The following is a 25,880-nucleotide window of genomic DNA, read 5'->3' as shown; positions in this document are numbered from 1 at the left end:
AAAACCCGGGTTCTGTCAGTTTTGTCAGTTTGTCAGGGCCTCTCGACCTCGAAGGAGACACCTGCGTGAGCACGGCAACCTCTCCCCGGCGGCGGGCACACCTGTCGATCGCTGACGTGTGCGCCGACCTGGGCGTAGCCCGCTCGACCTTCTATGACTGGCGAGCCGCCAAGAAGGCACCCCGCTGCATCAAGCTCCCGAACGGCGATATCCGAATCCGCCTCACCGACTACGAACGCTGGCTCGAAAGCCTGGAGGATGCTGCGTGAGCACCGACAACCTGTCCTACGACGTGCGCATCTGGAAGATCGACACGTACGCCGGAAAGCGCGGCAAGACCTACACCGTCAGGTGGGCGGTCGCTGGCAAGCGGTCGCAGCAGACGTTCGCCCATATCAAGCTCGCTGACAGCTTCAGATCGAAGCTGACCACGGCCGCGCGTGAAGGTGTTCCCTTCGACATCGCTACTGGCCTGCCCCAAACGATGCTCCGACAGCTGAGCCGACGCACCTGGTACGAACACGCGGCCGAGTTTGTCGATGTCAAGTGGCCCCACGCATCACCGCGTCACCGCAAGAACATCTCCGAAGCGCTCGCGGCTGTGACAATCGCACTCCTGCCGAGCAGGACGGCCGATGAGATGCAGCAGATTCGCTCGGTCCTCCGGAACTGGTCATTCAATAAGGCCGCGCGCGGGGGCAGCGCCGTCCTGGACGCGACTCCACAGGACAAGGACGCCGTACGTCTGCGATGGATCGCAGACAATTCGCCGGATCTGTCCAAGCTGCGCGAAGCTCCCGTAATGCGTCGAGCACTCGATGCGCTCGCCTTGAAGCTCGACGGAAAGTCGGCTGCACCCGCCACGGTCACACGGAAGCGGTCCGCGTTCTACAGCGCGATGGAGTACGCCGTAGAACTGGAGCTATTCGAGGCCAACCCGATCGACAAAGTGCAGTGGACGAAGCCGGAGAACACCGACATCGTTGACCGGCGCGTGGTGGCAAACCCGAGCCAAGCGCGATCGTTGCTCCGCGCAGTGCGAGAGATCTATCCCGCGCTGGAGGCATTCTTCGGTTGCCTCTACTTCGCGGGACTGAGGCCGTCAGAGGCGAAGCACCTGTCTGTCTCGGGCTGCAAACTTCCCGAGGACGGCTGGGGCGAGCTGCTGTTGACGGGTTCTACGCAGCACGCCGGAACTGACTGGACCGACAGTGGCGAGGCGAGCGAGGACCGGAGCTTGAAACACCGGCCGGATAAGGCCACTCGTCCCGTCCCGGCCTGTCCGGAACTGGTCGAGCTGCTGCGCCGGCACATTGACGAGTTCCGTCCCGGTCCGGGCGGACGATTGTTCGTCAGTCGCACCGGGAAGGCGGGCATCCCGTTGCCGCCGCCGTACAGCAACCCGGTGTCCTCGAACACCTACGCACGGGTCTGGAACAAGGCCCGTGAGAAGGCGCTCAGCGAAGCCCAGGCAGCCTCGCCACTCGCGAAGCGGCCGTATGACCTCAGGCACGCTGCTGTGTCGCTGTGGCTGAACGCGGGCGTGCCAGCGACGCAGGTAGCGGAGTGGGCGGGCCACAGCGTCAACGTCCTGCTCAAGGTCTACGCCAAGTGCCTCGACGGACAGGACGAGGTAGCCCGGCGGCGAGTAGAGGCCGCACTCAAGGAGGATCTAGCCGAACGCGCTGCCTAGGGCTCCAAACTTCCGCACGGATTCCGCACAGACAGCCGTAGATCCCCGGTGACAGCCGGACACAGCCGGACACAACGAAACAGCCCCTGCTCTGCGTTTCCGCAGGTCAGGGGCTGGTTTGCTGCTGGTGGCGGGTGCAGGGTTCGAACCTGCGTAGGCATACGCCGACAGATTTACAGTCTGCTCCCTTTGGCCGCTCGGGCAACCCGCCAGGGTGCTGCCGGTTCGTGAACCGGCGTGGGAGACGATACAACAGACAGTGCCCCTGACAGCAAATCGGAAAGGAACTGCCCATGGCATCGGAGTCCTCCTTCGACATCGTGAACAAGGTCGACCGTCAGGAGGTGGACAACGCCGTCAACCAGGCGGCGAAGGAGATCAGCCAGCGGTTCGACTTCAAGAACGTGGACGCGGGGATCAAGTGGTCCGGTGAGGCGATCGACATGCAGGCGAACACCGAGGAGCGGGTGAACGCCGTCCTCGACGTGTTCAAGGACAAGCTGGTGAAGCGGCAGATCTCGCTGAAGGGCCTGGAGGCCGACGAGCCGAAGCTGTCCGGGAAGGTCTACAAGATCAACGCCTCGATCAGCGCCGGCATCACCCAGGAGAACGCGAAGAAGCTGTCCAAGCTGATCCGCGACGAGGGCCCGAAGGGCGTCAAGGCGCAGATCCAGGGCGAAGAGCTGCGGGTCTCCAGCAAGAGCCGCGACGACCTCCAGGCGGTCCAGGCCCTGATCAAGGGCCAGGACCTCGACTTCGCCGTCCAGTTCGTCAACTACCGCTGACCTTCGTACGCCGGTCTGCCCGGAAAGCGGCTCGCATCGCGGCCGGTGGCCGGGCATGCTGGCGGGCGTGAGGAAGCTGCAGGGGTGGGTGCTTGAGGACTTCGGGCTTGATGTGGTGGAGCTCTCACCGGTCGGGCACGGGGCTGATGTCGCGGCGCAGGTGTGGCGGGCGGCCACTGCCATCAACACGTACGCCGTGAAGTGGAGTGGAGCCGGCACCAACACGGGTCACCAGGTGGCGGCGTGGCTGGGGGACAGCGGCGTGCCCGGGGTCCCGGAGCTGGTCCGTACGATGGAGGGCGGGCTCTGGAGCTTCCACGGGAAGAAGCGCCTCACCATCACACCGTGGATCGACGGTGTCCGTGCGGCCGAGACGGGCCTCACCACCGAGCAGTGGACGCAGTACGGCGTACTCCTCCGGCGAGTGCACTCGTCAGAGCCGCCAGAACGACTCCGCCAGGCGCTACCCCGGCACAGCCCGGTCGACGCCCGCGTCCCCCCGTTGGCCGAGCAGCTGCAGACCCGGCTCACCACGCAAGCGCCGGAGGACGACGTCGAGGCTGAGCTGGCCGCGGTCTGGAAAGAGCATCAGGACACCATCACCCGCCTGCTGATCAGGCCGCCGGAGCCGAGCGGCCGCAGGGTCGTGTGTCACGCCGACCCGCACCTCGGCAACGTCCTCGTCGACGGCCAGGTCCACCTGATCGACTGGGACGACGTCGTACTGGCGCCACCCGAGCAGGACCTGATGTTCATGCTCGGCGGCATGGGCTCCCTCGGTCCCACCACTCCCGAGCAGCTCAAAGCCTTCTTCACCGGGTACGGCGACATCGAGCTCGACCAGGACGCTGTCACCTACTACCGCCACACCCGAGCCCTCGAAGACGCCGCACTCTGGGCTGAACAGGCGATCACCGGCCCCGACCGCGAAGAGTGCGTGGACATCCTTCGTGGTGTGCTCGGGGTCGGTGGTCTCGCCCAACTGGCGCTGTCCTAGCGGAAGCGGTGGGTTACCCAGTTGGCGACGTTGGTGCCTAGCTGGTCGCCGTCTTCCATGGCGTGGCGGAAGTGGAGGCCGGACAGGATCCGAGCCTGACGCACGTCGTGGCGGACGGCGGACAGGTTCTCGTAGGTGCGGGTGGTGCCCGTGACCTGGCTGTCGATCGAGAGCCTCAGCCTGCTCGTGTGGAAGAAGGCCTCCAGGGCTCGGGTGGTGGCTGCGGTGAAGCAGGCGTGACCCGAGGGGTAGTCCGGGTGGTTGGCGCCGAGGAGCGGTTGCCACGTGGGGTCGGCCGTCGTCCGCGGGTTGCGGTCGATGTCGGCGCGCTGGATCGCGTGGACCGGCCGCCAGAAGCGGTAGTGGTACTTGGCGTCCCAGCACGCGATCAGAGCGTCCCCAGTCGTCACGTGGACCAGAGCCAGCATCCTGGCCGCCTCGGACAGCGAGAGATGCCGCTCGCCCGCCAGGCGCACCAGAGCGCGGCTGAACTGCTGGGCGGTGTGCTCCGACCAGAACATCGCTGTCTCGGTCTGTACGGCGGTCCGCGTCGTACTGACCTTGCGGCCGAGTGCAGCGACCTCAGCCACGTCACGCGCGTACTGCTTGCTCGTCAGCGCAAGAGGGCCGTCGGGCCGGAACTGCGCGCGAGAGCGCAGTGTCAGCGGCCTGACCTGGGTGAGGACCAGGTCGACCGGTGGAGTCGCTGCGGTCGGTTCCCACACTCCCGGACCCGGTGGCCGCTGCACGTACGTCACTGGCTTGTCGAAGCCGTCTCCTGCGCGCCACGCGAGTACGGCGGCTGCCACCGCACGCCCCAGCGTGATCCCCCGAGTCTTGGCCTTACCGTCCAGCACACCGGCCAGATAGTCGGCGTACGTGACGTCAAGCCCCGCAGCCGGGATCCGTGCCTTCAGTACGTCGTACGCCGCAGTGGCGACCGCGGACGCGGCAGACGCGTGCCGATCGGGACGTACGGCGGCCACGTACGGCCGGCCGTGTCCCAGTCCGGCCACAGTGTCGGCGATCGCGATGTGCACGATCCCCATCAGCACCTCGGTACTGGCCGGAGGCCGCCCGGCGGCCACGATCGACTGCGTCGCAACCCGGCTCCAATCGAGCACCGGCTCAGCGGACGCCGCCGACCCGGAAGCCGCCGACCCGGAAGCCGCCGACCCGGAAGCCGCCGACCCGGCCGCTGTGGTTGCGGCCGGCGACGGGATGGTTGCGGTGAGCATCAGGGCGGAGGTGGCCAGCACCGCCGGCCACCTCCACGCACGTCGGAACATCACCGAGCTCCTGCCTGGACCGTTCCGCCGGTCGAGATCCGGGGCAGCCGGCGCCCCGCGATCGCTGTGACGACGGCCGCGGCGATGGCGGCGAGCAGCATCAGCCCGACCACCTGCAGCATGGACAGCCCGCTCTCGACAACCACAGTCGGCGCCGGAGCGTCGTAGTACACGGTCGGCGTCCCGGTATTCGGATCAGGCGGTGGCAGCTTGGCGTGCGCCGTACCGGACAGTGCGACGACCGTCACCAGCAGTGCGGCCGACAGGCCGGCCAGGCGAGACAACAGCTTCATGAGTCTTTCCCTCCCAATGGTGTGAACTTCCACGACCAACCGTGACCGCGGCGGACCGCTCACAGCCATACGCAGTTCGACGTATTCGCTGACCGCCGATGCGGGCTTAGCCTGAGCAGGAGGGAGGGGTACGTCATGGTGGAGCAGTTGACCGTCACCGAACGGGATCTGCGCCGGATGCTGGATGTCATCGACCTGGGGCGGCAGGCAGGACCTGATGAGGTGTTTCCGCGGGAGCTGATGCGGGCGCTCGCCGAGCTGATCCCGGCCGACGACATCACGTTCCAGGTGAGCCGTCCGCTGGATCGCGAGTTCGTCGCGTACGAGGAGGTCACCGAGCAGGAGGTCGACCCCGGCGAGGGCTGGGAGGACCTGTTCTGGCGGTCGTACTGGGCCGACGACGTGTGCTCCCGGCCGCAACGCACCGGTGACTACGAGAGCGTCTGGAAGGTCTCCGACTATCTGTCCGCCGGTCAGTTGGCGCGATCACCCATCGGTGAGTGGTTCCGGGTGATCGGCGTCCGCAGCGAGATCGCCGTACCATTCCCGGCGACCGGAACCGAGGACCGGCGGCTGCTGCTGTTCCGCGGCACCGGCCGCGACTTCACCGAACGCGAGCGGCTGCTGCTCCGGATGCTCCGGCCGCATTTCATCGAGATCCACCGCGACCTCGAACGCCGCCGGGCCGGCATCCCGGACCTGACCAGCCGGCAGCTCCAGCTCCTGCGCCTCGTTGCCGAGGGCCACAGCAACACCCAGATCGCCCGTCGGCTGTTCGTTGCTGAAGGCACCGTTCGCAAGCACTTGGAGAACATCTACGAACGCCTCGGCGTCACCAGCCGCACGGCCGCCGTCGCCACCGCGTTCCCACTGTCCGCCTGATCAGCAGACGCTCGGGCGGGGAAGTCAGGCGTGCCGCATCCATATGTTCGGCTCGCGGTAGACGCCGACGTCCGTCGCGCGGTCGATCTCGAGCAGGGTCAGACCGTCGGGGATGACATAGGAGCCGGATGCCGGGAACACCATGCCGGTCCACTTCTCCCAGTCGGTGACGGTTCCGGTCATCGTCTGGGACTCCGGCGCCGGCGCGAGGATCGTCGCTCCGAGGCGGACGTGCGTACGCACCCACGGATCGAGCGGCAGTCCGTCCTCTCGCGTCCAGCTCATGAACGACGCGATGTCGGTCAACGGATAGGACGACTTCAGCGTCGGCCGGACCGGCGCGATCACCTGCGGCAGCCCACCGTCGGCCGCGCGCTCCCGCACCGCGCTGATCACCCGGCTCGCATGCCCCTTGCCCTGTTCGTCGTTCCGTACGGCGGCCGCCATCAGCACGAACGTGTCCGGTACGACGCCTTCCTCGTACGACGTGACCGCCCGGACCAGCGAGTCGGTGAACCCACCCGGTAGATCGCCGATGGTCCCGTCCCACGCGATCGGCACACCCCAGCATCCCGCGATCAGCCGCTGATCGTCGGAGACCAGGTAGAACTCCAGATCCCGGAAGTACTCCGCCCGCCGTTCGGAGTACTTCCTCACCTCCAGGTCATGAAAGATGAACTCCGGCCAGTCCTCACGGAACCGCCGCTCGGCCTCCTCGTCGTACTCAGGTGCCTCGGCCACTGGTATCAGCTCGTACATGCCCGGCAAACTAACCCGCCGGCGTCGTACCGGCCACTGCGTTTCGGATTGCGCGGGGGGAGCCGCCGAGTTCGCGGCGGCAGGTTTTGTTGAAGGCTTGGAGGTCGGGGATGCCGACCGAGGCGGCGACTGCCGGGATGGAGAGGGTCGAGGAGACGAGGAGGTGGCGGGCGCGGGTCATCCGGCGCTGGCGGATGTAGGCGATCACGGTCAGGCCGGTGTCGGCGTGGAAGAGGCGGGTCAGGTGGTTGTGTGAAACGCCGGCCATCCGGGCCAGCGCCGGGATGGTGAGCGGCTGGGCGAGGTTCGCCTCGATGTAGGCGATGGCCGCCGACACCGCCGGGTGGGTCGCGTCCTCGGCGCTGGACGACGATCCGAGTTCTGCGATCCGCCACAACGCGGTCCACACCTCGGCCGTCACCCGCGCGGACCCCGACGGCGACGCCTCCAGGGCTGACCGCAGCAGATCGGCCAGCACCGGCGCGGCCGCGCCCGCATCCTGTACGACGGGCAGGTACGACGGCTCGCCGACCGCCGCGGGCCGGAAGTGCACGTAGAGGTGTTCGGACCGGCCGCGGTAGTCGAACCGCACCTGCGCCCCGGCCGGGGTCAGGCTGACATAGCCCGGTGCCACGGCGTACGTCGTACCGTCGACGGTCAACTCGGCGAAGTAGCTGTAGAGGTGGAGCTGCCACAGGTCCGGCAGCCGGAAGACATCTCGCAGGCTGCGCACGCCGTGGATCCCGGCGCCGACGTTCACCACGTCCGGCGGCGCCGCCAGGGGCAACGAGATCATGGTGAGAAATTACCACCAGTGGTGAACACAGCCCACGCGCGACAACGCTGTCTTTCTTTAGCCTTGTGGAGTAGTTACCACTTCCCCCCGAGAGGGAGACTCATGCCCCATCCGCATCGCAAGAACCTGCTCACCTCGGTTCAGATGGCGCATTTCGTGGCCACCGGGTCGTTCCGGATGGACGCCGTCGTACCGGACGAGATGAACCAGCAGGCGATCGACGTACTGAAGGCCGGCATCCCCGGCGTTCCGTACGGCACCCCGCTGTCGGAGGCGTTCACCGGCAGCGAGTTCGTTCAGCGGCTGGTGCAGCTGCCCGAAGTGGCCGGCGCCATCCACAGCCTGGTCGGGCCGGAGCCGACCGTCGACCACCACGCAGTGCACATCCGCAAGGCCAACGAAGGCGAAGCGCAGAACCTGCACGGTGACGCGATCATCGACGTCCGCCCGGATGCGTTCGACGTACAGCTCATGTACTACCCGCAGGACGTGACGCTCGAGATGGGCGGCACGCTGAGCGTGCCCGGCAGCCACCTGCGCCGGACCAACGAGAGCGACACCGGCCGGTACCAGAACCTGCTCGGCCAGACCCGGCTGGTCTGCCCGGCCGGCACCGTCGTCTTCCTGCACCACGGCATCTGGCACGGCGGCCGGAAGAACGACAGCGACATCGACCGCTACATGTTCAAGATCCGCTTCAACCCGACCGTCCGCCAGGTCCGGTTGTGGAACGTCGAGGACCTGTACGACGAGGAGGTCGCGCGCGAGCTCGACCAGTCGTTCCCCTGGTACGAGAACGCCACCGGCCGGCTGGAGAAGTACAACCGGATCAAGCTGTGGCAGGCCCTCACCGGTGACGACACCTTCGACCCGGAGTTCTGGGTCACCCGGGTGTCCAACCGCCCGGCCCGCGTGGTCGCGCAGCGCAGCCTCAACCCGCACGCGAAGAAGGAGATGGTATGACCACCACCGCACCCGTCGCCGCCGGTCAGCAGACGGTCCGCCAGCAGGTGCTGGTGCTCTACCTGGCCTCCTCCGCGCTCGACGCGCGGGTCGTGGGCTGGTCGACGTACGACGGCACCGGCGAGACGTCGCCGACGACAGGGGACAGCGACGTCCCGCCGTACAAGACCGGGCTGGACGCGCTGAAGGACGGCTGGCGTCTGTTCCAGGCTGCTCAGCTGCTGCCGCCGTTCCCGGGGCACGAGTACGACGTCTCGTTCCTCAAGCACGAGTTCTTCTTCGAGAAGCTCGTCACTGTGTAAACAGCCCGTGCTGCATGGCGAACAGCGCGGCCGCGGCTCTGGTGGACACACCGATCTTGCCGTAGATGTGCTGGACGTGATGCTCGGCAGTACGGCGTGACACCACCAGCTCGCGGGCTATGTCGGCGTTGGACGACCCGCGAGCGAGTAGACGCAGTACGTCGATCTCCCGCTCGGTGAGACCGGCGGGACGGCTCATCCGGCGGCCGGGCACCTGTTGCCCGGCCGCCGCGAGCACGGCCTTCGCACAGCGGCCGTCGAGCCGTCCGTCCGCTACCTGCACCAGGATGAGTTCAGCGGCTCCCTGAGGCGAGTGCGCGGACCGGTGCGGACGGTCCTGGGTCAACGCCTGGTAGCAGTCCGCCGCAGCAAGGATCCGTGCCGCGGTGGAGAGCTCGCCACCCTTGGCCTGCCGCGGATAGCCACTGCCGTCGAGCCTCTCGTGGTGCAGAGCCGCCAGTACGGCGACGGGCTCCAGTACTGGGGATCGGGCGAGGATCCGCTCGGACTGGTACGGGTGAAGCCGCACCTGCTCCCAATCTGCTCGCCGGAGTGGACCGGGGCGCTCCCACACGGCTGTAGGCACTGCGACCCGGCCGAGGTCGTGCAGCAGGGCTGCACGTCGCAGAGTCGCTCTCTCCGCGTCCTCGAGGTGCAGCACCTGTGCAGCCTCGTCAGCGAGGGCGGCGACGCCAGTGGAGTGGCCGAAGAGGTAGGGCGACTTGAGGTCGACGAAGTAGGCGAAGGTGCGCGCCAGCTCGTCCAGATCCTGTGCGATGCACCAGGGTGGTGGCTCGGCGTCCAGAGTCGCTTGCCACACGTCGATCTCGTCCAGCTCGGCTACGAGGCTGTCGTCGTACGCGGCGACGACGTCTGGGTCCAGCCAGCCGCCTGCCCGCTTCTGCAGTGTCTGGCCGCCCACGATGACTGCCTGGGTTGCGACCTCGGCGATGCGGGTGGCGATGTGGATCTCGTTGCGCGCCAGGCCTTTCGGCGTACCTTTGCCGTCCCAGCGCTCCAGGTTCTGGTAGAGCGCTTCGGAGGTCGCCGGGCCCAGTCCAAGGCGTTCGGCGAGCATGCTGCCCACTTCGCAGACGGCTCGGAGCAGCTCGGCTTCACCTGCTGTCACGGTGCGCGCGACGTACTGGAGGCGTCTGATGCCGGCACCTTTGCCGACGTGTCTGAGGTAGTTGAACGACTCCTTGCGGCTGCTGGAGTCAGTGCGCTCTGCCAACGGCCGCAGCTCGGCCGCACGCGGGCCCATGAGGTAGAGCTCCTCGTGCGTGGTGGCAGTGCAGCCGAGGTGGCGCAGCAGGGTCGCGTAGTAGACCGTGCGCTTGTCACTGATTTCCAGGCGGTGAGCGAGGCGCATCGCGACCAGGCAACTGCGAATCGACTTCTCCGGCGGTTGCGCCATGGCGAGGTCCAGGCTCACGGACAGCGCGCAGAGCAGCTCTGCGAGTCGCGGATCGTGCTGTCCCATCGCAACCTCCCGGGATGGGCAGAACTACCGATGCCCTGGCAGCTGCCGTACGGCCATTGTGGGGCTGACCAGAGGAGATGCCATGAGTACAGCAGCGACTTCTACCGTTCCTCGACTCGTCACGCCGCAGTTCGCGCTGCTCGGCTCGGCCGGATTGGCCTATTTCCTCGCCGACGGACTGCTGATTCCCGCTGTGCCGCGGTACGTGGCGGGCGAACTTACCGGCGGTAACATCGCCGTCGGTCTGGTCGTCGCCGCGTTCAGCCTGTCGGCCCTGGTACTGCGGCCCTGGGCCGGGCGACTGGCCGATCGGCACGGCCGGTCCCTCGCGATGGTCGGCGGCGGGATCATCTTCGCCACGTCGGTTGCCGCCTACGGCCTGGTCGACTCCGCCGGTGCGCTCGCCGCACTCAGGCTGCTCACCGGCGTGGGCGACGCGTTCTTCTTCGTCGGCGCCGTCACCGCGATGAGCGACCTGGCCCCGGTCGAACGCCGTGGGGAGGCGATCAGCCTGTTCTCCCTCTCCCTGTACGTCGGTCTCGCGGTCGGCCCGCCGATCGGGGAACTCCTGGTCAACGTGGCCGGCTTCACCACGGTCTGGCTGGTCGCGGCCGGTTCCGCGCTTGTCGCCGTACTCCTCGCAACTCGTGTCGGCGACACGCGCGAGGTGACGGACGAGCCGGCTGCCGGGCCGTCACGGCTCATTCCGCCGGCTGCCGTCGTACCTGCGCTGTTGTTGCTCGCGTTGGTGTGGGGGATGGCGGGCTTCCTGGCGTTCGTGCCGCTCTATGCGCTCGATCTCGGTCTGTCCGGCGCCGGGTTCCTGCTCTTCGGCTTCGCTGCGATCGTCGTGGTCATCCGGAGCGCTGGTGCCCGCATCCCAGACCGGTTGGGGGCCGTCCGCAGTGTCCGGCTGTCGTTGCTCTGCACCACGATCGCCCTGGTCACCATTGGCGGCTGGCGCAGCGTGCCGGGCCTCGTCCTGGGTACGGCGCTACTGGGCATCGGCGTCGCCCTCGGCACACCGGCGATCATGACGCTGGCCCTCAACCGCGCCCCCGCCGCCGAACGCGGCGCCGTCATGGGCACCGTCAGCATGAGCATCGACCTGGCCGCCGGCCTGGGCCCCGCCACCTTCGGCCTGGTCGCCGCCGGCGCAGACCGCGGCACCGGCTTCCTGGCCGCAGCCGTCATCGCCGCCGCCGGCCTGACCCTGGCCACGCGGGGCCGCACCCGATCACCCGCCTAGCGCGCGGGTCCGAGCCTGGGGATGTCGGCGACGACCGGAGTCACCTCGTGACGATGCTCGTCAGGGTGGTGGTGAGGGTGCGGCGGGCCGTCGGGCTGAGATCGGCGGTGAGGTCTTCGATGCGGGTGGTGAAGGCTATGTGGGCGTCGTTGGCCAGGGCGAGGCCGGGATCGGTGAGCTCGATCTGGCAGGCGCGGCGGTCCGTGGGGTTCGGGATGCGGGCGACCAGGTCGCGGCGTTCGAGGCGGTCGACCATGCTGGTCAGGCTGGACCGTTCGATGCTGAGGATGCGGCTCAGCTCCGTCATCCCGAGCGGGCCGCCGAGGAGCACGCAGAGCAGGTGCGCCTGCTGCGGCGTCAGACCGAGCGGCCGGCTCGTCTCGGCGTACAGATCCTGCAGGACGTGCATCGTCTGAACGAGCGCGCCCGCCAGCTCCGCGTCCTGCGCTGTCGTGGTCGCCATGCCTCCACTGTAGTCCGCAGCACGGACAGTTTGTGGAACTGATAGTTCGTAGGGCTACTATTTAGGCCTACGAAGCAATTGGAGGAGACGAGACATGACCGTGCGATTCGGATACGGCTCACCCGACAAGATCCGCGACGTGGACCGGATCCTGCGACTGGCCCGGCAAGCCGATCGGGACGGGCTGGACCACGTCAGCCTGTCGGATCACCCGTACGTCGCCGACCTGCTGGACGGGTACGCGACGATCGGCTTCATCCTCGGCCGGACCGAGCGGCTGTCCGCGTTCGTCAACGTGACCAACCTGCCGTTGCGGCCCGCCCCGGTGCTCGCCCGTACGGCGTCGGCGCTGTCCGCACTGTCCGGCGGCCGGTTCGTCCTCGGTCTCGGCGCCGGGGGAGCGTGGAACCACATCACCACGATGGGCGTGCCGGAGCTGCGCCCCGCCCAAGCGGTCGAAGCCTTCGAGGAAGCGATGCAGCTGGTCCGATCCCTGTCCGGCGGCGGCCGCCCGACCCCGACCAAGCACTACCCGATCGGCCATCTGAAGCCCGCAACCGTCGCCGCGCCGCTCATCTGGACCGGATCGAACGGCCCGAAGTCGCTCGCCGCGACCGGCCGGCAGGCGGACGGCTGGATCCCAGGCCACGCGGCCGACTGGCTGAGCGACCGCTACCGCTGGTCCCGCCCGATCATCGAAGAGGCGGCCCTCGCGGTCGGCCGCAAACCGTCCGACGTCGCCACCGTCTACAACTTCCCGGGCGCGATCACTTCCTCGCCGGTACGACGTGCGCGCGACGACGACGGCCGCTGGATCGGCGGATCCCCGGCCCAGTGGATCGAAGAACTCACCGACGCCGTTCTGAACCACGGCGCCGCCGGCTTCACCCTCTTCCCCACCGGCCCCGACCCGTACGACGTACAACTCGCCAAATGGGCCCAGGAGATCGCCCCCGCCGTCCGCACCGCGGTCGGCTAGCCGTTGCGGTCAGTTCAACGTGGCGAGCTCGGCTGGGGAGAGGTGGATTGCGGCGGCGGCGATGTTTTCCTCCAGGTGGAGGGGGTTGCCGGTGCCGGGGATGGCCAGGACGTTGGGGCTTTGGTGGAGAGTCCAGGCGAGGCGGACCTGCTGTGGGGTGACGCCGTGGGCGGTGGCGATCGCCTGAACGGCGTCGGAGTGGTCGGTGGTGGCGCCGCCCTCGCGTGAGGATCCGGCGATCGCGAAGAACGGCGTGTAGGCGATTCCGCGGTCCGCGCACAGCCTGATCAGCTCGTCCTGGTCGCGCCGCATGTCGATCGCGTAGCTGTTCTGCACGCAGACCACCGGCGCGATCGCCTCCGCCTCGTCGAGGTGGTCGGCCCGCACGTTGGAGATTCCGAGCTGCCGGATCAGCCCGGCGTCGCGCAGGTCCGCTAGGGCACCGAACCGTTCGGCGATCGAGTCGGAGCCCGGCTTCTTGATGATGCGCAAGTTGACCACGTCGAGGCAGTCGACGCCGAGCTGGCGCAGGTTGGTCTCCACCTGCGTGCGGATCTCCGTCGGCGTCCGGGCCTGGTAGAAGGCGCCCTCGGGATCCTCACCCGGTCCGATCTTGGTGGTGATGACGAGATCGTCCGGGTACGGCGCCAACGCGTCGCGGATCAGCTCGTTGGCGTACCGCACCGGCTCGCCGTCGTCGAGGTCGAGCGGGCCGCCCGGCGTCCGGTAGAAACCGGCGGTGTCGATGTGGTTGACGCCGAGCTCGACGGCTCGGCGCAGTACCCGGATCGCGACGTCGCGGTCCGGGTTGACGGTGATCCGCATGGCGCCGAAGCCCATCCGGTTGACGGTGACTTCCCCTAGCTTCCAGCTGCCCGCGGCCGATGCGTTGATCACCGAGCCAGAGTAGCTACTCCTCGATCGCACCCTGGACCGCACGCAGATGCTGCCGGAAGGTGAGCTCCGGATTCGCCGCTCGCGCGGTGAGGTACTCGGCGAACCGGACCTGCTCACGCAACGACCGCCCGGCCCGGATCGCGTCCGCCTGCGCGTACTCGGTGTCGCGGATGGACTCGGCCAGGTCGAAGAGCTCGTCGACCCGGTCGGCCGGCACGAACACGACCCCGTCCTCGTCACCCAGTACGACGTCGTCGCGGGTGACGGTCCACTCGCCGATGGTTGCCGACGACAACGCATCACTCGGTTGCGGGTCGAGCCACAACGGTCCGGTCGGCAACGCGCCGAGACTGAACACCGGGAGGCCGATCGCGGTGATGTCGACCGTGTCGCGATGAAGCCCCCACACGACGAGCCCGGTGACGCCGGCCGCCTGTGCCTCGAGCGCGACCATGTCACCCACGCACGCCTCGTCCCGCCGCCCGCCGTTGTCGACGACCAGTACGTCGCCCACCTTGGCCGACTCGAACGCCTCCAGGAAGACATCGACGCTGCCCACGTGCTGAGCCGGCAACACGCGACCCGCGACCCGGCCACCGGCCACGGACGTCAGCGAAACCGTCCGCACCGGCACGCCGGCGCGGATACAAGCGTCCGCGACATGCGCGGTGGTAAGCCCCTCGAAACGCTCCATGCCCAGACCCTAATCAGGCGATCCGCCCGAGAGGTCAACGCGACAGGAAGTTGAGGATTTCTGGCAGTGGCGGGTCGTAGACCGCGGTGGAGGTGTCGACGGTGAGCATCGGGACCGGGAGGTCGACGGGCTGGAACGCGTTGTGGGTGCGAAGCCGGGCGTCGGCGCCGATCTGCGCGTCCTCGTGCGCGTTGCGGTGCGGGTCGGCAGCGGTACGGGCGTTGATCCGGGCCAGGGCGAGGTCGGCCGGGATCATGCAGTGGATGATGCGCAGATCCGCCCGGCTGAGCAACGGGGTCAGGCCGGGGCTCCACAGCCGGTCCTGAAAGGCGGCTTCGGCGACGACCGTCGTACCGCGGCCGACCAGCAGCCCGATCACGTCGAAGAACGTCGACAGCGTCCGCATCGTCAGCGGGTCGCCCGGCCCGGGCACGAACCCCGGGGTCGCGTGCGCCATCCCCTGCTTGATCTCGTCCCGGCAGATCGCCGGGCAGCCGATCGCCGCGGCGATCCGGTGCGCCAGCGTCGTCTTCCCGGTCCCCGGCGGGCCGCTCACCACAATCACCATCGGCTTCGACTGCACCGCCGCACCCTAGCCAGCCCTGACAGGAGTCGCCACCCGACGTAAGACCCACGTTCAGAAGAACTGCCTCGATATCGCTCTTAGTGTGTATCACTATTCAAGACGATATGTCTCATAAATCAAGATCCTGGAGTAGCGTGAAGAGGTGTCCGACCGGAGGCAAAGGAGCCTGTGATGAGTAACGTGTATACGCACGGCCACCACGAATCGGTGTTGCGTTCGCATAGCTGGCGCACCGCGGAGAACTCGGCCGGTTACCTGCTTCCTCATCTGCGGCCAGGTATGTCGTTACTCGACGTCGGCGCCGGCCCCGGCACCATCACCGCCGACCTGGCCAGGCTGGTCGAGCCGGGCCAGGTCACTGCTCTTGAAACCGACGCGGCGCTCGACATCACCAAGGCCACCTTCGCGAAGCTCGACATCAAGGTGCAGTTCGTGGTCGGCGACGTCCACGCGCTGGATCTTCCCGACGACTCGTACGACGTCGTCCACGCGCACCAGGTCCTGCAGCACGTGGCGGATCCGGTGCAGGCGTTGCGCGAGATGCGCCGGGTCTGCAAGCCCGGCGGGATCGTGGCCGTCCGCGACTCCGACTATCACGGCTTCACCTGGTATCCGGAGTTGCCCGAGCTGGACGAGTGGATGGACCTCTACCAGCGGATGGCGCGCGCCAACCAGGGTGAGCCGGACGCCGGCCGTCGCATGCTGTCGTGGGCGCTGGAGGCCGGTTTCGAGAAGGTGGACGCGACCGCGAGCAACTGGACGTTCGCCGACGAGGACTCGCGCGACTTCTGGGGCGGCATGTGGGCGGACCGCGTCCTGCAGTCGGCGATGGCGGACCAGGCCCGCCGCGCCGGCGTACCGGAGCAGACCCTCGAACGCATCTCAGCTGCCTGGCGCACCTGGGCCGCCCGCCCCGACGGCTGGATCTCCATCCTCCACGGCGAACTCCTCTGCACCGCCTGATTACGGGCCGCACACGCTTCTTCCGACCGGTTGACCCGGAGGAGCATGCTGCCAAGCATGTAGTTGGGGAGGCGTCGGATGGAGCGACGGGTGATGGTGGGCCGGGCCAGGCCACTGGCTGAGCTCGACAGTTTGCTGGCGGCAGCGAGCGATGGCCGCGGCCGGGCCGCCGTCGTCCTTGGTGAGCCAGGCATGGGCAAGACCACCCTGGCCGAGGCGCTCGCGGACCATGCCCAGGAAGCGGGTGTGAAAGTCGCCTGGGGCTGGTGTTCGGCGACCGAGATGCCGCCGTTCTGGCCGTGGCGGACGATCCTCCGGGAGTTGGCGCCGCAGCACCGGCTCGCTGCCGACCAGCCTGCAGACTCGAGCGCAGACGGACTGGGAGTACTGCGCGGTGACGCCGGTGCACGAGCAAGGTTGTTCGTTTCGGTGATCGACGCGCTGCAGCAGGTCTCCGGCGACGACCCGATCGTTCTCATCCTCGAAGACCTTCAGTGGGCCGACGGCGCTTCGCTGTTGCTGCTCCGTACGGTCATCGACGCGTTGCCAGGCCTTCGAGTCCTGCTCGTCGCCACGTGTCGTGACGAGCCGCTCGAGAGTGGTGACGACGTTCTGGCCGTCGTACGGGAGTTGCCCACCGCCGTGCAGCGGATCCGGCTCGACGGTCTCGATGTCGACGAGGTCGCGGAGGTGGTGACGCGCGTGCTCGGCGACAACGCCACCGACGAGCTGGCGAGCATGGTGCACAGTCGCACCGGCGGCAACCCGTTCTTCGTGCGAGAGGTCTCCCGGCTGCTCGCCGCTCGGCCGGCGACGACCGGCGTACCCGATGGCGTCCGGGAAGTGCTGGCCCGGCGGATCGCGCGAGTCAGTCAGGACTGCCAAGCGATTCTGGAGGTCGCTGCAGTCGCCGGGGACGGTGCCGACGTATCACTCGTCACGGCTGTCGCCGGCAGCCCGGCTGTTCTCGACTTGCTGGAGGAGGCGGCCGCCGCCCGATTGCTGGCCGGTCCGCCGGTCGACGGCCGGATCTGGTTCACCCACGCCCTGGTCCGGGAGGTGCTGGATGCGTCGCTCGGTACAGCGCGCCGAGCCGCTGTTCATCGAGCGCTGGCTGAGCAACTCGAGGCAACAGCGACGGACGAGGACGCCGCAGCGGGCGAGCTGGCCCGGCACTGGTCCGCCGCGTTCGGTCCAGACGCCGCCGAACGGGCTGCGGAGTGGGCGCTGCGGGCGGCACGAGCGGCCAGGTCGCGGATGGGCTACGAACAAGCGGTCGACGCGTATCGGATCGCCTTACGTGGCAAGGACATCGAGCGGACGAAGGTGATGCTCGAGCTCGGCGAGGCGCAGATGTACGCCGGTGACCTCGAAGGCGCCCGTCAGACATTCGCAGCGACCGCCGAACTGGCTCGGCGAAACGGCAGGGCCAGCCACCTGGCGATGGCCGCGCTCGGCATGGGCACCGGTCTGGGCGGCTTCGAGGTTCCGCAGTACGACGAACTGCAGACAGAGCTGCTCGAGGAGGCGCTGAGATCACTGCCGGACCGAGACGGCGGACTGCGTGCGGCGGTGATGGGGCGGCTGTCACTCGCCTACGCAGGAACGGATCGGGAGAGCGAGCGGGTCGAGCTGGCCCGTTCTGCCATCGAGATGGCGGAACGAGTGGCCCACCCCTGTGTCGAGTCGGGCACACTGGCGGCGTACTGCGACACCATCGCGGGCCCCGCCCGGGTCGACGAGCGGTTCGCCGCGGCGAGTCGGATGCTCATGGTCGCCGAGCGCGGCCACGATTCGCCGTGTCAGTTGCTCGCCCGCCGGCTGCGCCTGGTCGCGCTGATGGAGCGAGGCGACTGGCCTGCGGTCGACGCGGAGATCGACGCCTTCGCTCGTACGTCGGACCGCTTGATGCTGCCGCTCTACTCCTGGTACGTCCCGCTGTGGCGCGGAGCGCGGGCGCTGATGTCCGGTGACATCGAGACGGCTGTCCGCTACGCCGACGAGGCCGAGGCGATCGGCCGACGCGCCGGCAGCGCCAACGCTGCGCTGATGGTCTTCACCCTCCGCCTGTGGACACATCGGACAGCGGGCGTACTCCCCGCGAGCTTCGCGGCGGAGGCGGACGCGGTCATCAAGGTCGTGTCCGAGTCACCCGTTGCCCTGGGCATGGGTGCCAGCTACTTCGCCGCGGCCGGTGAACCCGACAAGTCCGGGCTGTTCTTCGACCGGTTGATGGGCCGCGGCCTGGATGCCATGCCGGACGACTGCGAATGGCTCGAAGGGATGTGGCACGCCGGCGACGCGGCCATCGCACTCGGTCGCGCCGATGCTGCCGAGGAGGTCGCTCGGCGGCTCGCGCCGTACGAAGACCTGTGGGTGATCGACGGTATCGGCGGCGGCGTGATGGGCGTGACCGCCCACGTCCTCGGCCGGTTGGCGGCGTTCCTGGGTCAGACCGACGAGGCGCGCCGGCTGCTGACCAACGCCGTCGATGCGTGCCGCGGTGCCGGCGCCAAGCCCTGGCTCACCAAGGCCGAGCAGGACCTGGTCGCGATCGGCGTACCGGCTGGACCAGCCACAAGAATTGAGGGTGTGTTCCGCAAGGACGGCCGGACCTGGCACCTGCGCTGGCGGGACGGCGAGGCAACCGTCCCGGACTCCAAGGGAATGCACGACCTGTCCGTAGTGCTGGCCCGGCCCGGCCAGCCGGTCCACGTGCTCGATCTGGTCGCCGCTGGTGGCGGCCCACCGCGGTCGGCGGGCGGCGGTGACACCGGGCCGCTCCTCGACGGCGCGGCTCGGGCGGCCTACAAGCGCCGGGTCACCGAACTCGAGACGGACATCGCCGACGCCGAACGGGACGGCGCCGCCCAGCTGGTCGGTACCTTGACCGACGAGCGGGACTTCCTGGTCCGCGAACTGGCCGCGGCCTACGGCCTCGGTGGCCGGGTCCGTACGACGGGAGACCAGGCCGAACGTGCTCGCAAGGCGGTCGCGATGCGCATCGCGACGGCGATCAAGGCGATCCGCGAGGTCCATCCCGCGCTGGCCCGCCACCTCGAACTGGCTGTCTCCACCGGGCGATTCTGCGTCTATCGACCGGAGGAAACCGTGACCTGGCACAGCTAGCCGCCGGTCGTGTGGCATCGCCACAGCAGACCTGGCGCCTCCCAGACAGAAGCGGCGCACCGGGTGCCGCGAAGTATCGGGAGGACATCATGAGCACGTTGCTGGATCAGGTCGAGGAGACCCCCACGCCGTCCGCGGCCGAGGAACTGTCCGGCCGCCTCTTCCTGCAGACCCTCGACACCGTGGAGCTGTTGAACGTCTACTTCGGCATCCAGCTGGGCTTGTACCGATCACTGTCGAACGACGGGCCCGCGACAGCTGCCGAACTGGCAGAGCGGACCGCCAACGAGATTCGCTACACCCAGGAATGGCTGGCGCAGCAGGCGGTCGCCGGCCTGCTGATCGCCGATGGCGACGAGCCGTCGACCGCGCTGTTCAGCCTGGCCGACGGTGTCAGCGAGACACTGGTCGACGAGATCAGCCCGTTCTACGTCGGCGGCATGTCCTACATCGTGCCCGCGATCGGCCGCGCGCTTCCGTCGCTGGTCGCCGCGTTCCGGACCGGGGACGGCGTCCCGTACGCGGCCTACGGTCCCGACGCGGTGACCGCGCAAGAGGCACTGAACCGGCCCGCCTACGAGAACTCGTTGATCGATGAGTGGCTGCCTCAGGTGCCGGATATCCAGGCCCGTCTCGCGGACACCACCAGTCCGGCGCGCGTCGCGGACCTGGGCGCGGGCGTGGGCTGGGCGTCGATCCGGCTCGCGGAGGCGTTCCCGCACGTACGCGTCGACGGGTACGACCTGGACGAGGAGTCGATCGCCCGCGGCCGCCGGTACGTCACCGAGCGCGGCGTGGCCGGCCAGGTCGACCTCGAGGTCGCCGACATCACCCAACCGCTGCCCCGCGACGGGTACGACGTGGCGTTCTTCTTCGAGTGCCTGCACGATCTCCCGCATCCGGTGGCAGCACTCGAGGCTGCCCGTAGCTCCTTGGCGCCCGGCGGCTCGGTGATCGTGATGGAGGAGCACGTCGCGGAGAACTTCACCGCCCCGGGTGACGAGGTCGAGCGCTTCATGGCCGCTGCGGGTGTCCTGTGGTGTGTCCCGCAAGGCCGTCCCGATGCCGGTTCCGAGGTCGTGGGACCACTCGGGATCCGGCCCGCCATGATGCGCCGGCTGGCCGAACGCGCCGGCTTCGGCAGCGTTGAGATCCTGCCGATCGAGCACCCGTTCTGGCGGTTCTACCGACTCGACGGGTGAGACGCGAGGACGACGAGATAGTTGTCCGGGTCCCGGAGCCAGAGCTCGTAGTGATCGGCGTTGGGGTTGTGGTGGATGTCGGTCTGGACGGTGGCGCCGAGGGTGCGAGCACGCTCGGCGGCTGCCTCCAGGTCGTCCACCTCGAACCAGATCGCGACCCCGTTCCCCAACGGATGCGAGGGATCGCCGAACGGTCCGTGATGGTGGTCCACAGCGAGGCTGTGCAGTTGCATGACGAGTACGTCGTCGACCACGAGTCGCTCGTACTCCGGTCCGCCGTGAGCGCTGACCGCTCCCAGCACCGCGCAGTACCAGGCGCTGCTCTTCTCGACGTCGCTCACCGCGATCAAGGGTTGTGGCCTCATGGGTACGACGCTAGGCCGCAGCAACCTAGCGAGTCTTGGACGAATGGGATCGCTGCCGCGACACCTCGTACAGAACGGCCGTCGCGGCGTTGGCCGCGTTGAGCGAACTCGCCGACCCGGTGATCGGGATCCGCACCAACGCGTCGGCGGCCTCCTTCCACGCGGTGCTGAGTCCGTGGGTCTCGTTGCCGATCAGCAGCAAGGTCGGCTGGGTCAGATCGAAGTCGAACACATCCGCTGACCCGTGCTCGTCCGTGCCCACGATCACGATCGGTGCGCCGGTCGACCGCCGGGCCCACTCGATCACCTCACGATGCGACGGCACGCGGACGGCGGGAACGCCGAAGAGCGACCCGGTCGTCGCCCGGACCGCCTTCGGATCGTAGATGTCGGCCGCATGCCCGGTGACGATCACACCGTGCGCACCGAACGCGTCCGCGGACCGGATGATCGACCCGATGTTGCCCGGTCCGGTCGGCCGGTCGAAGACCACGCCGAGGAAGTCCGGCCCGACCGGGATGCGATCCAGGTCGTCCGGCGGCATCTCCACCACCGCGACCACCTCGGCCTCCTTCTCGCCGAGCTCGGCCAGCAACTCCGGCTCCATCGCCACCCGCTCGACCCCGGGGAGCCGCTGGTACAGCTCCTGGGCCCAGTGCGAGAAGGGCCGGGACGCGTCGTGGATCAGCGTCCGGACCGGCCAGCCGTTGTCGACGGCAATCGAAATCGGCCGCACGCCCTGGACCAGGAACTCGCCCGCCCGGTGCCGCTTGGTCCGGTTGGTCAGATACGACTGCCAGACCTGAAACCGGGCATTCCGAGACGAGATCCGCTGCACATCCTCACCCTAGTGCCGTCTTCGCCGGCGCCTGAACCGGAGAAGACCCCAGAGAATCAGCGCCGGCGACCAGATCAGCAGCAGCCACGGGTCGCGCCACCAGCCGGCACCGCTTGAGAGCTCCGGCTGCTCAGCAGCCACGATCGGCCGTGCCGACGCCGACCAGGCCAGGAAGGCATCGCCGATCGGCACCAGGCCGAGGGCGTACCGCTTCGTCTTCGGCCCGCTGACCGGCAGGCCGAGCAGATCGCCTTCCCGGGCGAGCCGATCGGCGAGCGGATCGCGCTCGACCCGGGCCGCGCCCATCGTGACCACGGTCGCGGACAGGCTGATCCCGAGGATCAGCGGGCCCGAGTCCACATCACCCTGCCCGCCGACACCTTTCGGATACTCCCGGACGCCCAGTCCGGCCACGAACCGATCCTTGAAGATCTCGTACTGCGCCCGCGCGAAGGCGGGATCGATCTCCACCAGGAACCGCTGGATCATGCTCTGCGACGACGCCCGCGCGCCGGTCGTCGCCGGCTCGACCTGATGCGGCATCAGCCCGGTCCCCGGATCCAGTTGGGTCTTCACCGCGGCCACCCAGCGTTCGGCCGTCGCGCCGAACCGCGGCGCCACGAGTTCGTCGTACAGGCGGAGTGAGGCGATGGCGACGGTCGAGTCGACCGGCCAGGCCTGACCCGGGTACGCCGGCAGGAACGGAGTCCTGGCGGTGCGGAACGCGGTCGCGATCTCGACCGAGGCGCTGGTGAACTCCTCGATCTCGGCCGCGTCGGAGTGTTTGAGCGCGACCAGTCCACCACGCAGCCAGTTGGTCCAGCCGGCGTGGAAGACGCCGTACCTCGGTCGGAGCGAAGCGTCGAACACGGCGGTCCCGTCCGGGGACTTGAGCCGGTCGAGAGCCCACCGCGCCTCGACCGCGGCGTCGACCGACCGGTCCGGATCGGCGAGGCCGACCTGCACCCAGGTCAGTCCGTAGAGGGCGTTGAGGAAGAAGTACCCCTCCGGGAACTGCTGTTGCGCGGCGTGGTCGGCGCCGCCCTCGATCTCCGCCCGCAGGAACGCCAGTTGCTTGACCACACCTCGAGTGGGATCGGTCCGGGGCAGCACCAGGCGCGCGGTGCCCACCCCCGCCACCAGCGTGGCGATCACCGCGAGGCCGATCACGAGCTTGCGCAGCACCCCGCGAATCTACCGATGCCAGGCGGACAACGGCGGTCCGCCGAGCGACTATCTGGTGACCTCAGGTGCCGAGGGTGGATTCGCGGGTGACCAACCGGGTCGGGAGCTCCATCAAGCCGGGGTGGGGTGAACCGGCGATCGCGTCCAGCAGCAGGTTGGCGGTACGGCGGCCGAGCTCTTCCAACTCCAGATCGACGGTGGTGAGCGGTGGCCGGCTGGCCAGGGCCATGACGGACCAGTTGTCGTAGCCGGTGACCGCGATGTCGTCGGGGACGGACCGGCCGAGCTCGCGGAGGCGGTCGCAGACGCCGCGGGCGATCTGGTCGCTGCCGCAGGAGATCGCGTCGAGGTCGGGCGACGTACGCAGCAGGACATCGACCGCGTGGCGGCCCCAGCGTTCGCTCCATTCACCGTGCATCGGCTCATCGGCCAACGCGTCGCCGGCGGTCTCGACCGTCGCCGCAGCGCGGGTCTGCGCGCTGTGGTGCGACTCGGGTCCGGTGATGTGCGCGATCCGCCGGCGGCCGAGGCTGAGCAGATGCCGCACGGTGGAGGCCGCGCCACTGCGGTCGTCCGCGATCACCGAGGTGTCGGACGGATCCGTCGACGGGCTGAAGGCATAGACGACGGGAATCGGTACGTCGATGGGCGCGCGCGGCTCGGTCCGTCGCCCGGTCACGATGATGCCGTCCACTCGCCGCGACACCAGCGACCGCAGGTAGTGCTGCTCGCGCAACGGGTCGTCCCGGGTGTCGCACAGCAGCAGCCCCATCTCGCCCGCACTCAGCGCGTCCTCCGCGCCGAGCATGATCGGGATGCTGAACCGCCCGGAGCTGTCGGTGGTGATCAGCCCGACCGTGAAACTGCGCCCGGACGACAACGCCCGGCCGCGGCTGTCCGGCGTGAACCCGAGTTGCTCGGCGGCTCGTCGTACCCGCTGTCTGGTCTCCTCGCGGAGCTGGCCGGTGTCGTTCAGCGCCTTCGACGCCGTACTCGTGGAGACGCCCGCCAGTGCGGCCACATCGGTGATCCGGGGCAGGGCAGGGCCACGTGACGCCATCCGGCAGCTCCTTTCCGAACTTTCCGGAAACAGTACAGCACGAGTACCGCATTGTCCGGATTTCGCCAGGTCCGAGGGGTTGACCAGACCGTTCGGCGTCTCTAGCTTCGTCAAGGAAAACGTGTTCTGGATTTTCCGCGAACCTCAGGAGCTTCCCCCATGAGCCCTTCCCCGGACTCTGTCACCACCTCCCGCAGTCCAGCCGCCAGCGGCAGCGGCCGTTGGCAACCCGTCGGCCTCGGCCAGGCCAAGATCAGCGGCGGCTTCTGGGCGCCGCGTCAGACCCGCAACGGCGAGCGTGCGATCCCGAGCGGCCAGGACCAGCTGGAGACGGCCGGCAACCTGCAGAACCTCCGGCTCGCCGCCGGCATCGGCGAGGGCGAGGCGATCGGCCCGGTGTTCGCCGACTCCGACGTCTACAAGTGGCTCGAGGCCGCCGCGTGGGAGTACGGCCGCAACCCGAACGAGGACCTGCTCAAGCGCCAGCGCGAGCTCACCGCGATCGTCGCCGCCGCCCAGCGCGAGGACGGCTACCTCGACTCCGTCGTCCAGCTCCGCGACGGCGACGAGGGCCGCTACCAGCATCTCGTCTGGAGCCACGAGCACTACTGCGCCGGCCACCTGATCCAGGCCGCCGTCGCCCAGGTCCGCTGCACCGGAGACCGCGAGTTGCTCGACGTCGCGATCAAGATCGCCGACCACCTGGTGGCGACCTTCGGCGACTCCGCGGGCCAGACTGTTGACGTCGACGGTCACCCGGTCATCGAGATGGCCCTGGTCGAGTTGTATCGAGAAACCGGTACGGCGGCCTACCTCGACCTGGCCAAGTGGTTCGTCGAGGCCCGCGGCCACGGGATCATCAAGAAGCACGGCCACGAGCCGACCTACTTCTCCGACCGCGTCCCGGTCCGCGAGGCGACCACGGTGGAAGGTCACTCCGTCCGGGCCGTGTACCTGGCGGCCGGCGCCGCGGACGTCGCGCTCGAGACCGGTGACACCGAGCTGCTCGACGCGTTGAAGACGCAGTTCGAGCACATGTGGTCCACGAAGACCTACCTCACCGGCGGCCTCGGCGCCCGCTGGGAGGGTGAGGCCTTCGGCGACGAGTACGAGCTGCCGCCGGACCGCGCTTACGCCGAGACCTGCGCGGCGATCGGCGGGATCCAGTGGGCCTGGCGGATGCTGCTCGCGACCGGTGACGCCTTCTACGCGGATGCCATCGAGCGGATGCTCTACAACGGCTTCCTCGCCGGTGTCTCGCTCAAGGGGACGGAGTACTTCTACGTCAACCCGCTGCAGCTGCGCGGTGGCGCGCATGCGGACAGCGGTCGTAGCCCGGCGCACGGGCGGCGCGGGTGGTTCGACTGCGCGTGCTGCCCGCCGAACATCATGCGCACCCTGGCCAGCCTCGACGGCTACCTCGCGAGCAGCGGCGACGGCGCCGTGCAGATCCATCAGTACGCCGCCGGCACACTGACCGTGGGCAACGCCACCCTGACCGTGGAGACGGCCTACCCGTGGGACGGCGCGGTGCGAATCACCGTCGACGGCTCCGTCGCGGTGGAGCTCCGGATCCCGGCCTGGGCGGAAGGTGCGACCGTCAACGGCAAGCCCGTCGAGGCCGGCACTTACGCGCGGGTCGAGGCGGACGTGATCGACCTGCAGTTGCCGATGGCCGCACGCGTGATCGCGGCCGATCCACGCGTCGACGCCGTACGGGGGTGTGTCGCACTGGAACGCGGTCCGCTGGTCTACGCGGTCGAGCAGGCCGACCAGGAGGCGAACGTCGACGATCTGCATCTGTTGCCAGAGGCATCAGTTGCCGCGAGCCACGACGACGGCCTGCTCGACGGGGTGACAGTGCTGAAGACCCGTGGACGGATCGGGACCGGTCACCGAGGAGGCTGGCCGTTCACGCCGGAGGCCGCGGATCAGGTCGGCGACGAGGTCGACGTGGTCGCGGTGCCGTACTACGCCTGGGCGAATCGCGAGATCGGTGCGATGCGCGTCTGGCTTCCGCGCGCCTGA

General features: G+C 68.7%; 26 protein-coding genes and 1 tRNA gene. 13 read left to right on the top strand and 14 right to left on the bottom strand.

What is annotated here, in order from left to right; genetic code table 11:
• Window positions 1–65: 65 nt before the first annotated feature.
• Both ACGFIF_RS18600 and ACGFIF_RS18595 read left to right on the top strand, forming a co-directional pair.
• Window positions 66–269: a helix-turn-helix transcriptional regulator gene (locus tag ACGFIF_RS18600; protein WP_393155842.1), complete on the top strand. Its 204-nt coding sequence runs from the start codon at window positions 66–68 to the stop codon at window positions 267–269.
• Window positions 266–1,693 (top strand): tyrosine-type recombinase/integrase, encoded by a 1,428-nt coding sequence (locus ACGFIF_RS18595; RefSeq protein ID WP_393155840.1) that lies wholly within the window; start codon window positions 266–268, stop codon window positions 1,691–1,693. The genes ACGFIF_RS18600 and ACGFIF_RS18595 overlap by 4 nt, the downstream gene beginning before the upstream one ends.
• Before the next feature lie 125 nt (window positions 1,694–1,818).
• On the opposite strand, the gene ACGFIF_RS18590 is transcribed toward ACGFIF_RS18595, so the two are convergent.
• Window positions 1,819–1,904: transfer RNA gene (locus tag ACGFIF_RS18590), tRNA-Tyr, on the bottom strand.
• 82 nt (window positions 1,905–1,986) lie between these two features.
• On the opposite strand from ACGFIF_RS18590, the gene ACGFIF_RS18585 reads away from it, so the two are divergent.
• Both ACGFIF_RS18585 and ACGFIF_RS18580 read left to right on the top strand, forming a co-directional pair.
• Window positions 1,987–2,478 carry a YajQ family cyclic di-GMP-binding protein gene (locus tag ACGFIF_RS18585; RefSeq protein ID WP_337004033.1) on the top strand — a complete coding sequence of 164 codons (492 nt, stop codon included), beginning with the start codon at window positions 1,987–1,989 and terminating at the stop codon, window positions 2,476–2,478.
• Between the two features lie 67 nt (window positions 2,479–2,545).
• A complete protein-coding gene (locus ACGFIF_RS18580; RefSeq protein ID WP_393155838.1) occupies window positions 2,546–3,475 on the top strand; it encodes a phosphotransferase enzyme family protein in 930 nt (309 codons plus the stop codon).
• Here the strand turns inward: ACGFIF_RS18580 and ACGFIF_RS18575 are convergent.
• Together ACGFIF_RS18575 and ACGFIF_RS18570 are read right to left on the bottom strand one after the other, a co-directional pair.
• The gene (locus tag ACGFIF_RS18575) at window positions 3,472–4,764 is read right to left on the bottom strand and encodes a vanadium-dependent haloperoxidase (RefSeq protein WP_393155837.1); all 1,293 of its coding nucleotides are present in this window, start codon (window positions 4,762–4,764) and stop codon (window positions 3,472–3,474) included. The two genes, ACGFIF_RS18580 and ACGFIF_RS18575, sit on opposite strands and share 4 nt — an antisense overlap.
• On the bottom strand, window positions 4,764–5,057 hold the full coding sequence (locus tag ACGFIF_RS18570; RefSeq protein ID WP_393155835.1) for a hypothetical protein: 294 nt from the start codon (window positions 5,055–5,057) through the stop codon (window positions 4,764–4,766). Before ACGFIF_RS18570 ends, ACGFIF_RS18575 begins: the two co-directional genes overlap by 1 nt.
• A 135-nt stretch (window positions 5,058–5,192) precedes the next feature.
• Between ACGFIF_RS18570 and ACGFIF_RS18565 the strand changes: the two genes are divergently transcribed.
• Window positions 5,193–5,939 carry a LuxR C-terminal-related transcriptional regulator gene (locus ACGFIF_RS18565; protein WP_393155834.1) on the top strand — a complete coding sequence of 249 codons (747 nt, stop codon included), beginning with the start codon at window positions 5,193–5,195 and terminating at the stop codon, window positions 5,937–5,939.
• A gap of 24 nt (window positions 5,940–5,963) precedes the next feature.
• On the opposite strand, the gene ACGFIF_RS18560 is transcribed toward ACGFIF_RS18565, so the two are convergent.
• Together ACGFIF_RS18560 and ACGFIF_RS18555 are read right to left on the bottom strand one after the other, a co-directional pair.
• Window positions 5,964–6,698 (bottom strand): hypothetical protein, encoded by a 735-nt coding sequence (locus tag ACGFIF_RS18560; protein ID WP_393155832.1) that lies wholly within the window; start codon window positions 6,696–6,698, stop codon window positions 5,964–5,966.
• A gap of 10 nt (window positions 6,699–6,708) precedes the next feature.
• Complete coding sequence (locus ACGFIF_RS18555; protein ID WP_393155831.1) at window positions 6,709–7,494, bottom strand: helix-turn-helix domain-containing protein; 786 nt, start codon at window positions 7,492–7,494, stop codon at window positions 6,709–6,711.
• 102 nt (window positions 7,495–7,596) lie between these two features.
• On the opposite strand from ACGFIF_RS18555, the gene ACGFIF_RS18550 reads away from it, so the two are divergent.
• Together ACGFIF_RS18550 and ACGFIF_RS18545 are read left to right on the top strand one after the other, a co-directional pair.
• Complete coding sequence (locus tag ACGFIF_RS18550) at window positions 7,597–8,457, top strand: phytanoyl-CoA dioxygenase family protein (protein WP_393155830.1); 861 nt, start codon at window positions 7,597–7,599, stop codon at window positions 8,455–8,457.
• Window positions 8,454–8,759: a hypothetical protein gene (locus ACGFIF_RS18545; protein WP_393155829.1), complete on the top strand. Its 306-nt coding sequence runs from the start codon at window positions 8,454–8,456 to the stop codon at window positions 8,757–8,759. The genes ACGFIF_RS18550 and ACGFIF_RS18545 overlap by 4 nt, the downstream gene beginning before the upstream one ends.
• Here the strand turns inward: ACGFIF_RS18545 and ACGFIF_RS18540 are convergent.
• Window positions 8,749–10,242 carry an HD domain-containing phosphohydrolase gene (locus ACGFIF_RS18540; RefSeq protein ID WP_393155827.1) on the bottom strand — a complete coding sequence of 498 codons (1,494 nt, stop codon included), beginning with the start codon at window positions 10,240–10,242 and terminating at the stop codon, window positions 8,749–8,751. The two genes, ACGFIF_RS18545 and ACGFIF_RS18540, sit on opposite strands and share 11 nt — an antisense overlap.
• Window positions 10,243–10,324: 82 nt before the next feature.
• Between ACGFIF_RS18540 and ACGFIF_RS18535 the strand changes: the two genes are divergently transcribed.
• Window positions 10,325–11,491, top strand: a complete 1,167-nt coding sequence (locus tag ACGFIF_RS18535; RefSeq protein WP_393155825.1) for an MFS transporter — start codon at window positions 10,325–10,327, stop codon at window positions 11,489–11,491.
• A 40-nt stretch (window positions 11,492–11,531) separates the two neighbouring features.
• Here ACGFIF_RS18535 and ACGFIF_RS18530 read toward each other — a convergent pair whose 3' ends face one another.
• On the bottom strand, window positions 11,532–11,954 hold the full coding sequence (locus ACGFIF_RS18530; RefSeq protein WP_393155824.1) for a MarR family winged helix-turn-helix transcriptional regulator: 423 nt from the start codon (window positions 11,952–11,954) through the stop codon (window positions 11,532–11,534).
• Window positions 11,955–12,048: 94 nt separating this feature from the next.
• Here ACGFIF_RS18530 and ACGFIF_RS18525 point away from each other — a divergent pair, with 94 nt between their 5' ends.
• Entirely contained in the window at window positions 12,049–12,933 is an 885-nt protein-coding gene (locus tag ACGFIF_RS18525; protein ID WP_393155823.1) for an LLM class flavin-dependent oxidoreductase, read from the top strand.
• Between the two features lie 9 nt (window positions 12,934–12,942).
• Here the strand turns inward: ACGFIF_RS18525 and ACGFIF_RS18520 are convergent, their stop codons facing one another.
• From ACGFIF_RS18520 to ACGFIF_RS18510, 3 genes are read right to left on the bottom strand one after another with little or no spacing between them, the layout of a single operon-like run.
• Complete coding sequence (locus tag ACGFIF_RS18520; protein WP_393155822.1) at window positions 12,943–13,830, bottom strand: aldo/keto reductase; 888 nt, start codon at window positions 13,828–13,830, stop codon at window positions 12,943–12,945.
• 13 nt (window positions 13,831–13,843) lie between these two features.
• Window positions 13,844–14,524: an RraA family protein gene (locus ACGFIF_RS18515; RefSeq protein WP_393155821.1), complete on the bottom strand. Its 681-nt coding sequence runs from the start codon at window positions 14,522–14,524 to the stop codon at window positions 13,844–13,846.
• Between the two features lie 34 nt (window positions 14,525–14,558).
• Entirely contained in the window at window positions 14,559–15,107 is a 549-nt protein-coding gene (locus tag ACGFIF_RS18510; RefSeq protein ID WP_393155819.1) for an AAA family ATPase, read from the bottom strand.
• A gap of 174 nt (window positions 15,108–15,281) precedes the next feature.
• On the opposite strand from ACGFIF_RS18510, the gene ACGFIF_RS18505 reads away from it, so the two are divergent.
• From ACGFIF_RS18505 to ACGFIF_RS18495, 3 genes are all read left to right on the top strand, one after another.
• Window positions 15,282–16,073, top strand: coding sequence for a class I SAM-dependent methyltransferase (locus tag ACGFIF_RS18505; RefSeq protein WP_393155818.1), 792 nt, complete (start codon window positions 15,282–15,284; stop codon window positions 16,071–16,073).
• 78 nt (window positions 16,074–16,151) lie between these two features.
• The gene (locus tag ACGFIF_RS18500; protein WP_393155817.1) at window positions 16,152–19,202 is read left to right on the top strand and encodes an ATP-binding protein; all 3,051 of its coding nucleotides are present in this window, start codon (window positions 16,152–16,154) and stop codon (window positions 19,200–19,202) included.
• A gap of 89 nt (window positions 19,203–19,291) precedes the next feature.
• A complete protein-coding gene (locus tag ACGFIF_RS18495) occupies window positions 19,292–20,404 on the top strand; it encodes a methyltransferase (protein WP_393155815.1) in 1,113 nt (370 codons plus the stop codon).
• Here ACGFIF_RS18495 and ACGFIF_RS18490 read toward each other — a convergent pair.
• From ACGFIF_RS18490 to ACGFIF_RS18475, 4 genes are all read right to left on the bottom strand, one after another.
• Window positions 20,386–20,769: a VOC family protein gene (locus ACGFIF_RS18490; protein ID WP_393155814.1), complete on the bottom strand. Its 384-nt coding sequence runs from the start codon at window positions 20,767–20,769 to the stop codon at window positions 20,386–20,388. The genes ACGFIF_RS18495 and ACGFIF_RS18490 overlap by 19 nt on opposite strands.
• A 25-nt stretch (window positions 20,770–20,794) precedes the next feature.
• Window positions 20,795–21,607 carry a TrmH family RNA methyltransferase gene (locus tag ACGFIF_RS18485; protein WP_393155812.1) on the bottom strand — a complete coding sequence of 271 codons (813 nt, stop codon included), beginning with the start codon at window positions 21,605–21,607 and terminating at the stop codon, window positions 20,795–20,797.
• A 9-nt stretch (window positions 21,608–21,616) separates the two neighbouring features.
• Window positions 21,617–22,792 carry a hypothetical protein gene (locus tag ACGFIF_RS18480; RefSeq protein ID WP_393155810.1) on the bottom strand — a complete coding sequence of 392 codons (1,176 nt, stop codon included), beginning with the start codon at window positions 22,790–22,792 and terminating at the stop codon, window positions 21,617–21,619.
• Between the two features lie 61 nt (window positions 22,793–22,853).
• Window positions 22,854–23,852 carry a LacI family DNA-binding transcriptional regulator gene (locus ACGFIF_RS18475; protein ID WP_393155809.1) on the bottom strand — a complete coding sequence of 333 codons (999 nt, stop codon included), beginning with the start codon at window positions 23,850–23,852 and terminating at the stop codon, window positions 22,854–22,856.
• 159 nt (window positions 23,853–24,011) lie between these two features.
• Between ACGFIF_RS18475 and ACGFIF_RS18470 the strand changes: the two genes are divergently transcribed.
• A complete protein-coding gene (locus tag ACGFIF_RS18470; protein ID WP_393155808.1) occupies window positions 24,012–25,880 on the top strand; it encodes a glycoside hydrolase family 127 protein in 1,869 nt (622 codons plus the stop codon).

It is taken from the genome of Kribbella sp. NPDC049174, assembly GCF_043197365.1.
Taxonomy (GTDB): Bacteria; Actinomycetota; Actinomycetes; order Propionibacteriales; family Kribbellaceae; genus Kribbella.
This window is presented reverse-complemented; position numbering and strand designations above follow the sequence as displayed.

Excerpts from the sequence above, each read along its gene's own strand:
- ACGFIF_RS18585 (WP_337004033.1), top strand. The coding sequence starts at position 1,987 with ATGGCATCGGAGTCCTCCTTCGACATCGTGAACAAGGTCGACCGTCAG.
- ACGFIF_RS18470 (WP_393155808.1), top strand. The coding sequence starts at position 24,012 with ATGAGCCCTTCCCCGGACTCTGTCACCACCTCCCGCAGTCCAGCCGCC.
- ACGFIF_RS18530 (WP_393155824.1), bottom strand. The coding sequence starts at position 11,954 with ATGGCGACCACGACAGCGCAGGACGCGGAGCTGGCGGGCGCGCTCGTT.
- ACGFIF_RS18550 (WP_393155830.1), top strand. The coding sequence starts at position 7,597 with ATGCCCCATCCGCATCGCAAGAACCTGCTCACCTCGGTTCAGATGGCG.
- ACGFIF_RS18475 (WP_393155809.1), bottom strand. The coding sequence starts at position 23,852 with ATGGCGTCACGTGGCCCTGCCCTGCCCCGGATCACCGATGTGGCCGCA.
- ACGFIF_RS18545 (WP_393155829.1), top strand. The coding sequence starts at position 8,454 with ATGACCACCACCGCACCCGTCGCCGCCGGTCAGCAGACGGTCCGCCAG.
- ACGFIF_RS18565 (WP_393155834.1), top strand. The coding sequence starts at position 5,193 with ATGGTGGAGCAGTTGACCGTCACCGAACGGGATCTGCGCCGGATGCTG.
- ACGFIF_RS18505 (WP_393155818.1), top strand. The coding sequence starts at position 15,282 with ATGAGTAACGTGTATACGCACGGCCACCACGAATCGGTGTTGCGTTCG.
- ACGFIF_RS18570 (WP_393155835.1), bottom strand. The coding sequence starts at position 5,057 with ATGAAGCTGTTGTCTCGCCTGGCCGGCCTGTCGGCCGCACTGCTGGTG.
- ACGFIF_RS18535 (WP_393155825.1), top strand. The coding sequence starts at position 10,325 with ATGAGTACAGCAGCGACTTCTACCGTTCCTCGACTCGTCACGCCGCAG.
- ACGFIF_RS18525 (WP_393155823.1), top strand. The coding sequence starts at position 12,049 with ATGACCGTGCGATTCGGATACGGCTCACCCGACAAGATCCGCGACGTG.
- ACGFIF_RS18555 (WP_393155831.1), bottom strand. The coding sequence starts at position 7,494 with ATGATCTCGTTGCCCCTGGCGGCGCCGCCGGACGTGGTGAACGTCGGC.
- ACGFIF_RS18540 (WP_393155827.1), bottom strand. The coding sequence starts at position 10,242 with ATGGGACAGCACGATCCGCGACTCGCAGAGCTGCTCTGCGCGCTGTCC.
- ACGFIF_RS18515 (WP_393155821.1), bottom strand. The coding sequence starts at position 14,524 with ATGGAGCGTTTCGAGGGGCTTACCACCGCGCATGTCGCGGACGCTTGT.
- ACGFIF_RS18500 (WP_393155817.1), top strand. The coding sequence starts at position 16,152 with ATGGAGCGACGGGTGATGGTGGGCCGGGCCAGGCCACTGGCTGAGCTC.
- ACGFIF_RS18495 (WP_393155815.1), top strand. The coding sequence starts at position 19,292 with ATGAGCACGTTGCTGGATCAGGTCGAGGAGACCCCCACGCCGTCCGCG.
- ACGFIF_RS18560 (WP_393155832.1), bottom strand. The coding sequence starts at position 6,698 with ATGTACGAGCTGATACCAGTGGCCGAGGCACCTGAGTACGACGAGGAG.
- ACGFIF_RS18575 (WP_393155837.1), bottom strand. The coding sequence starts at position 4,764 with ATGTTCCGACGTGCGTGGAGGTGGCCGGCGGTGCTGGCCACCTCCGCC.
- ACGFIF_RS18490 (WP_393155814.1), bottom strand. The coding sequence starts at position 20,769 with ATGAGGCCACAACCCTTGATCGCGGTGAGCGACGTCGAGAAGAGCAGC.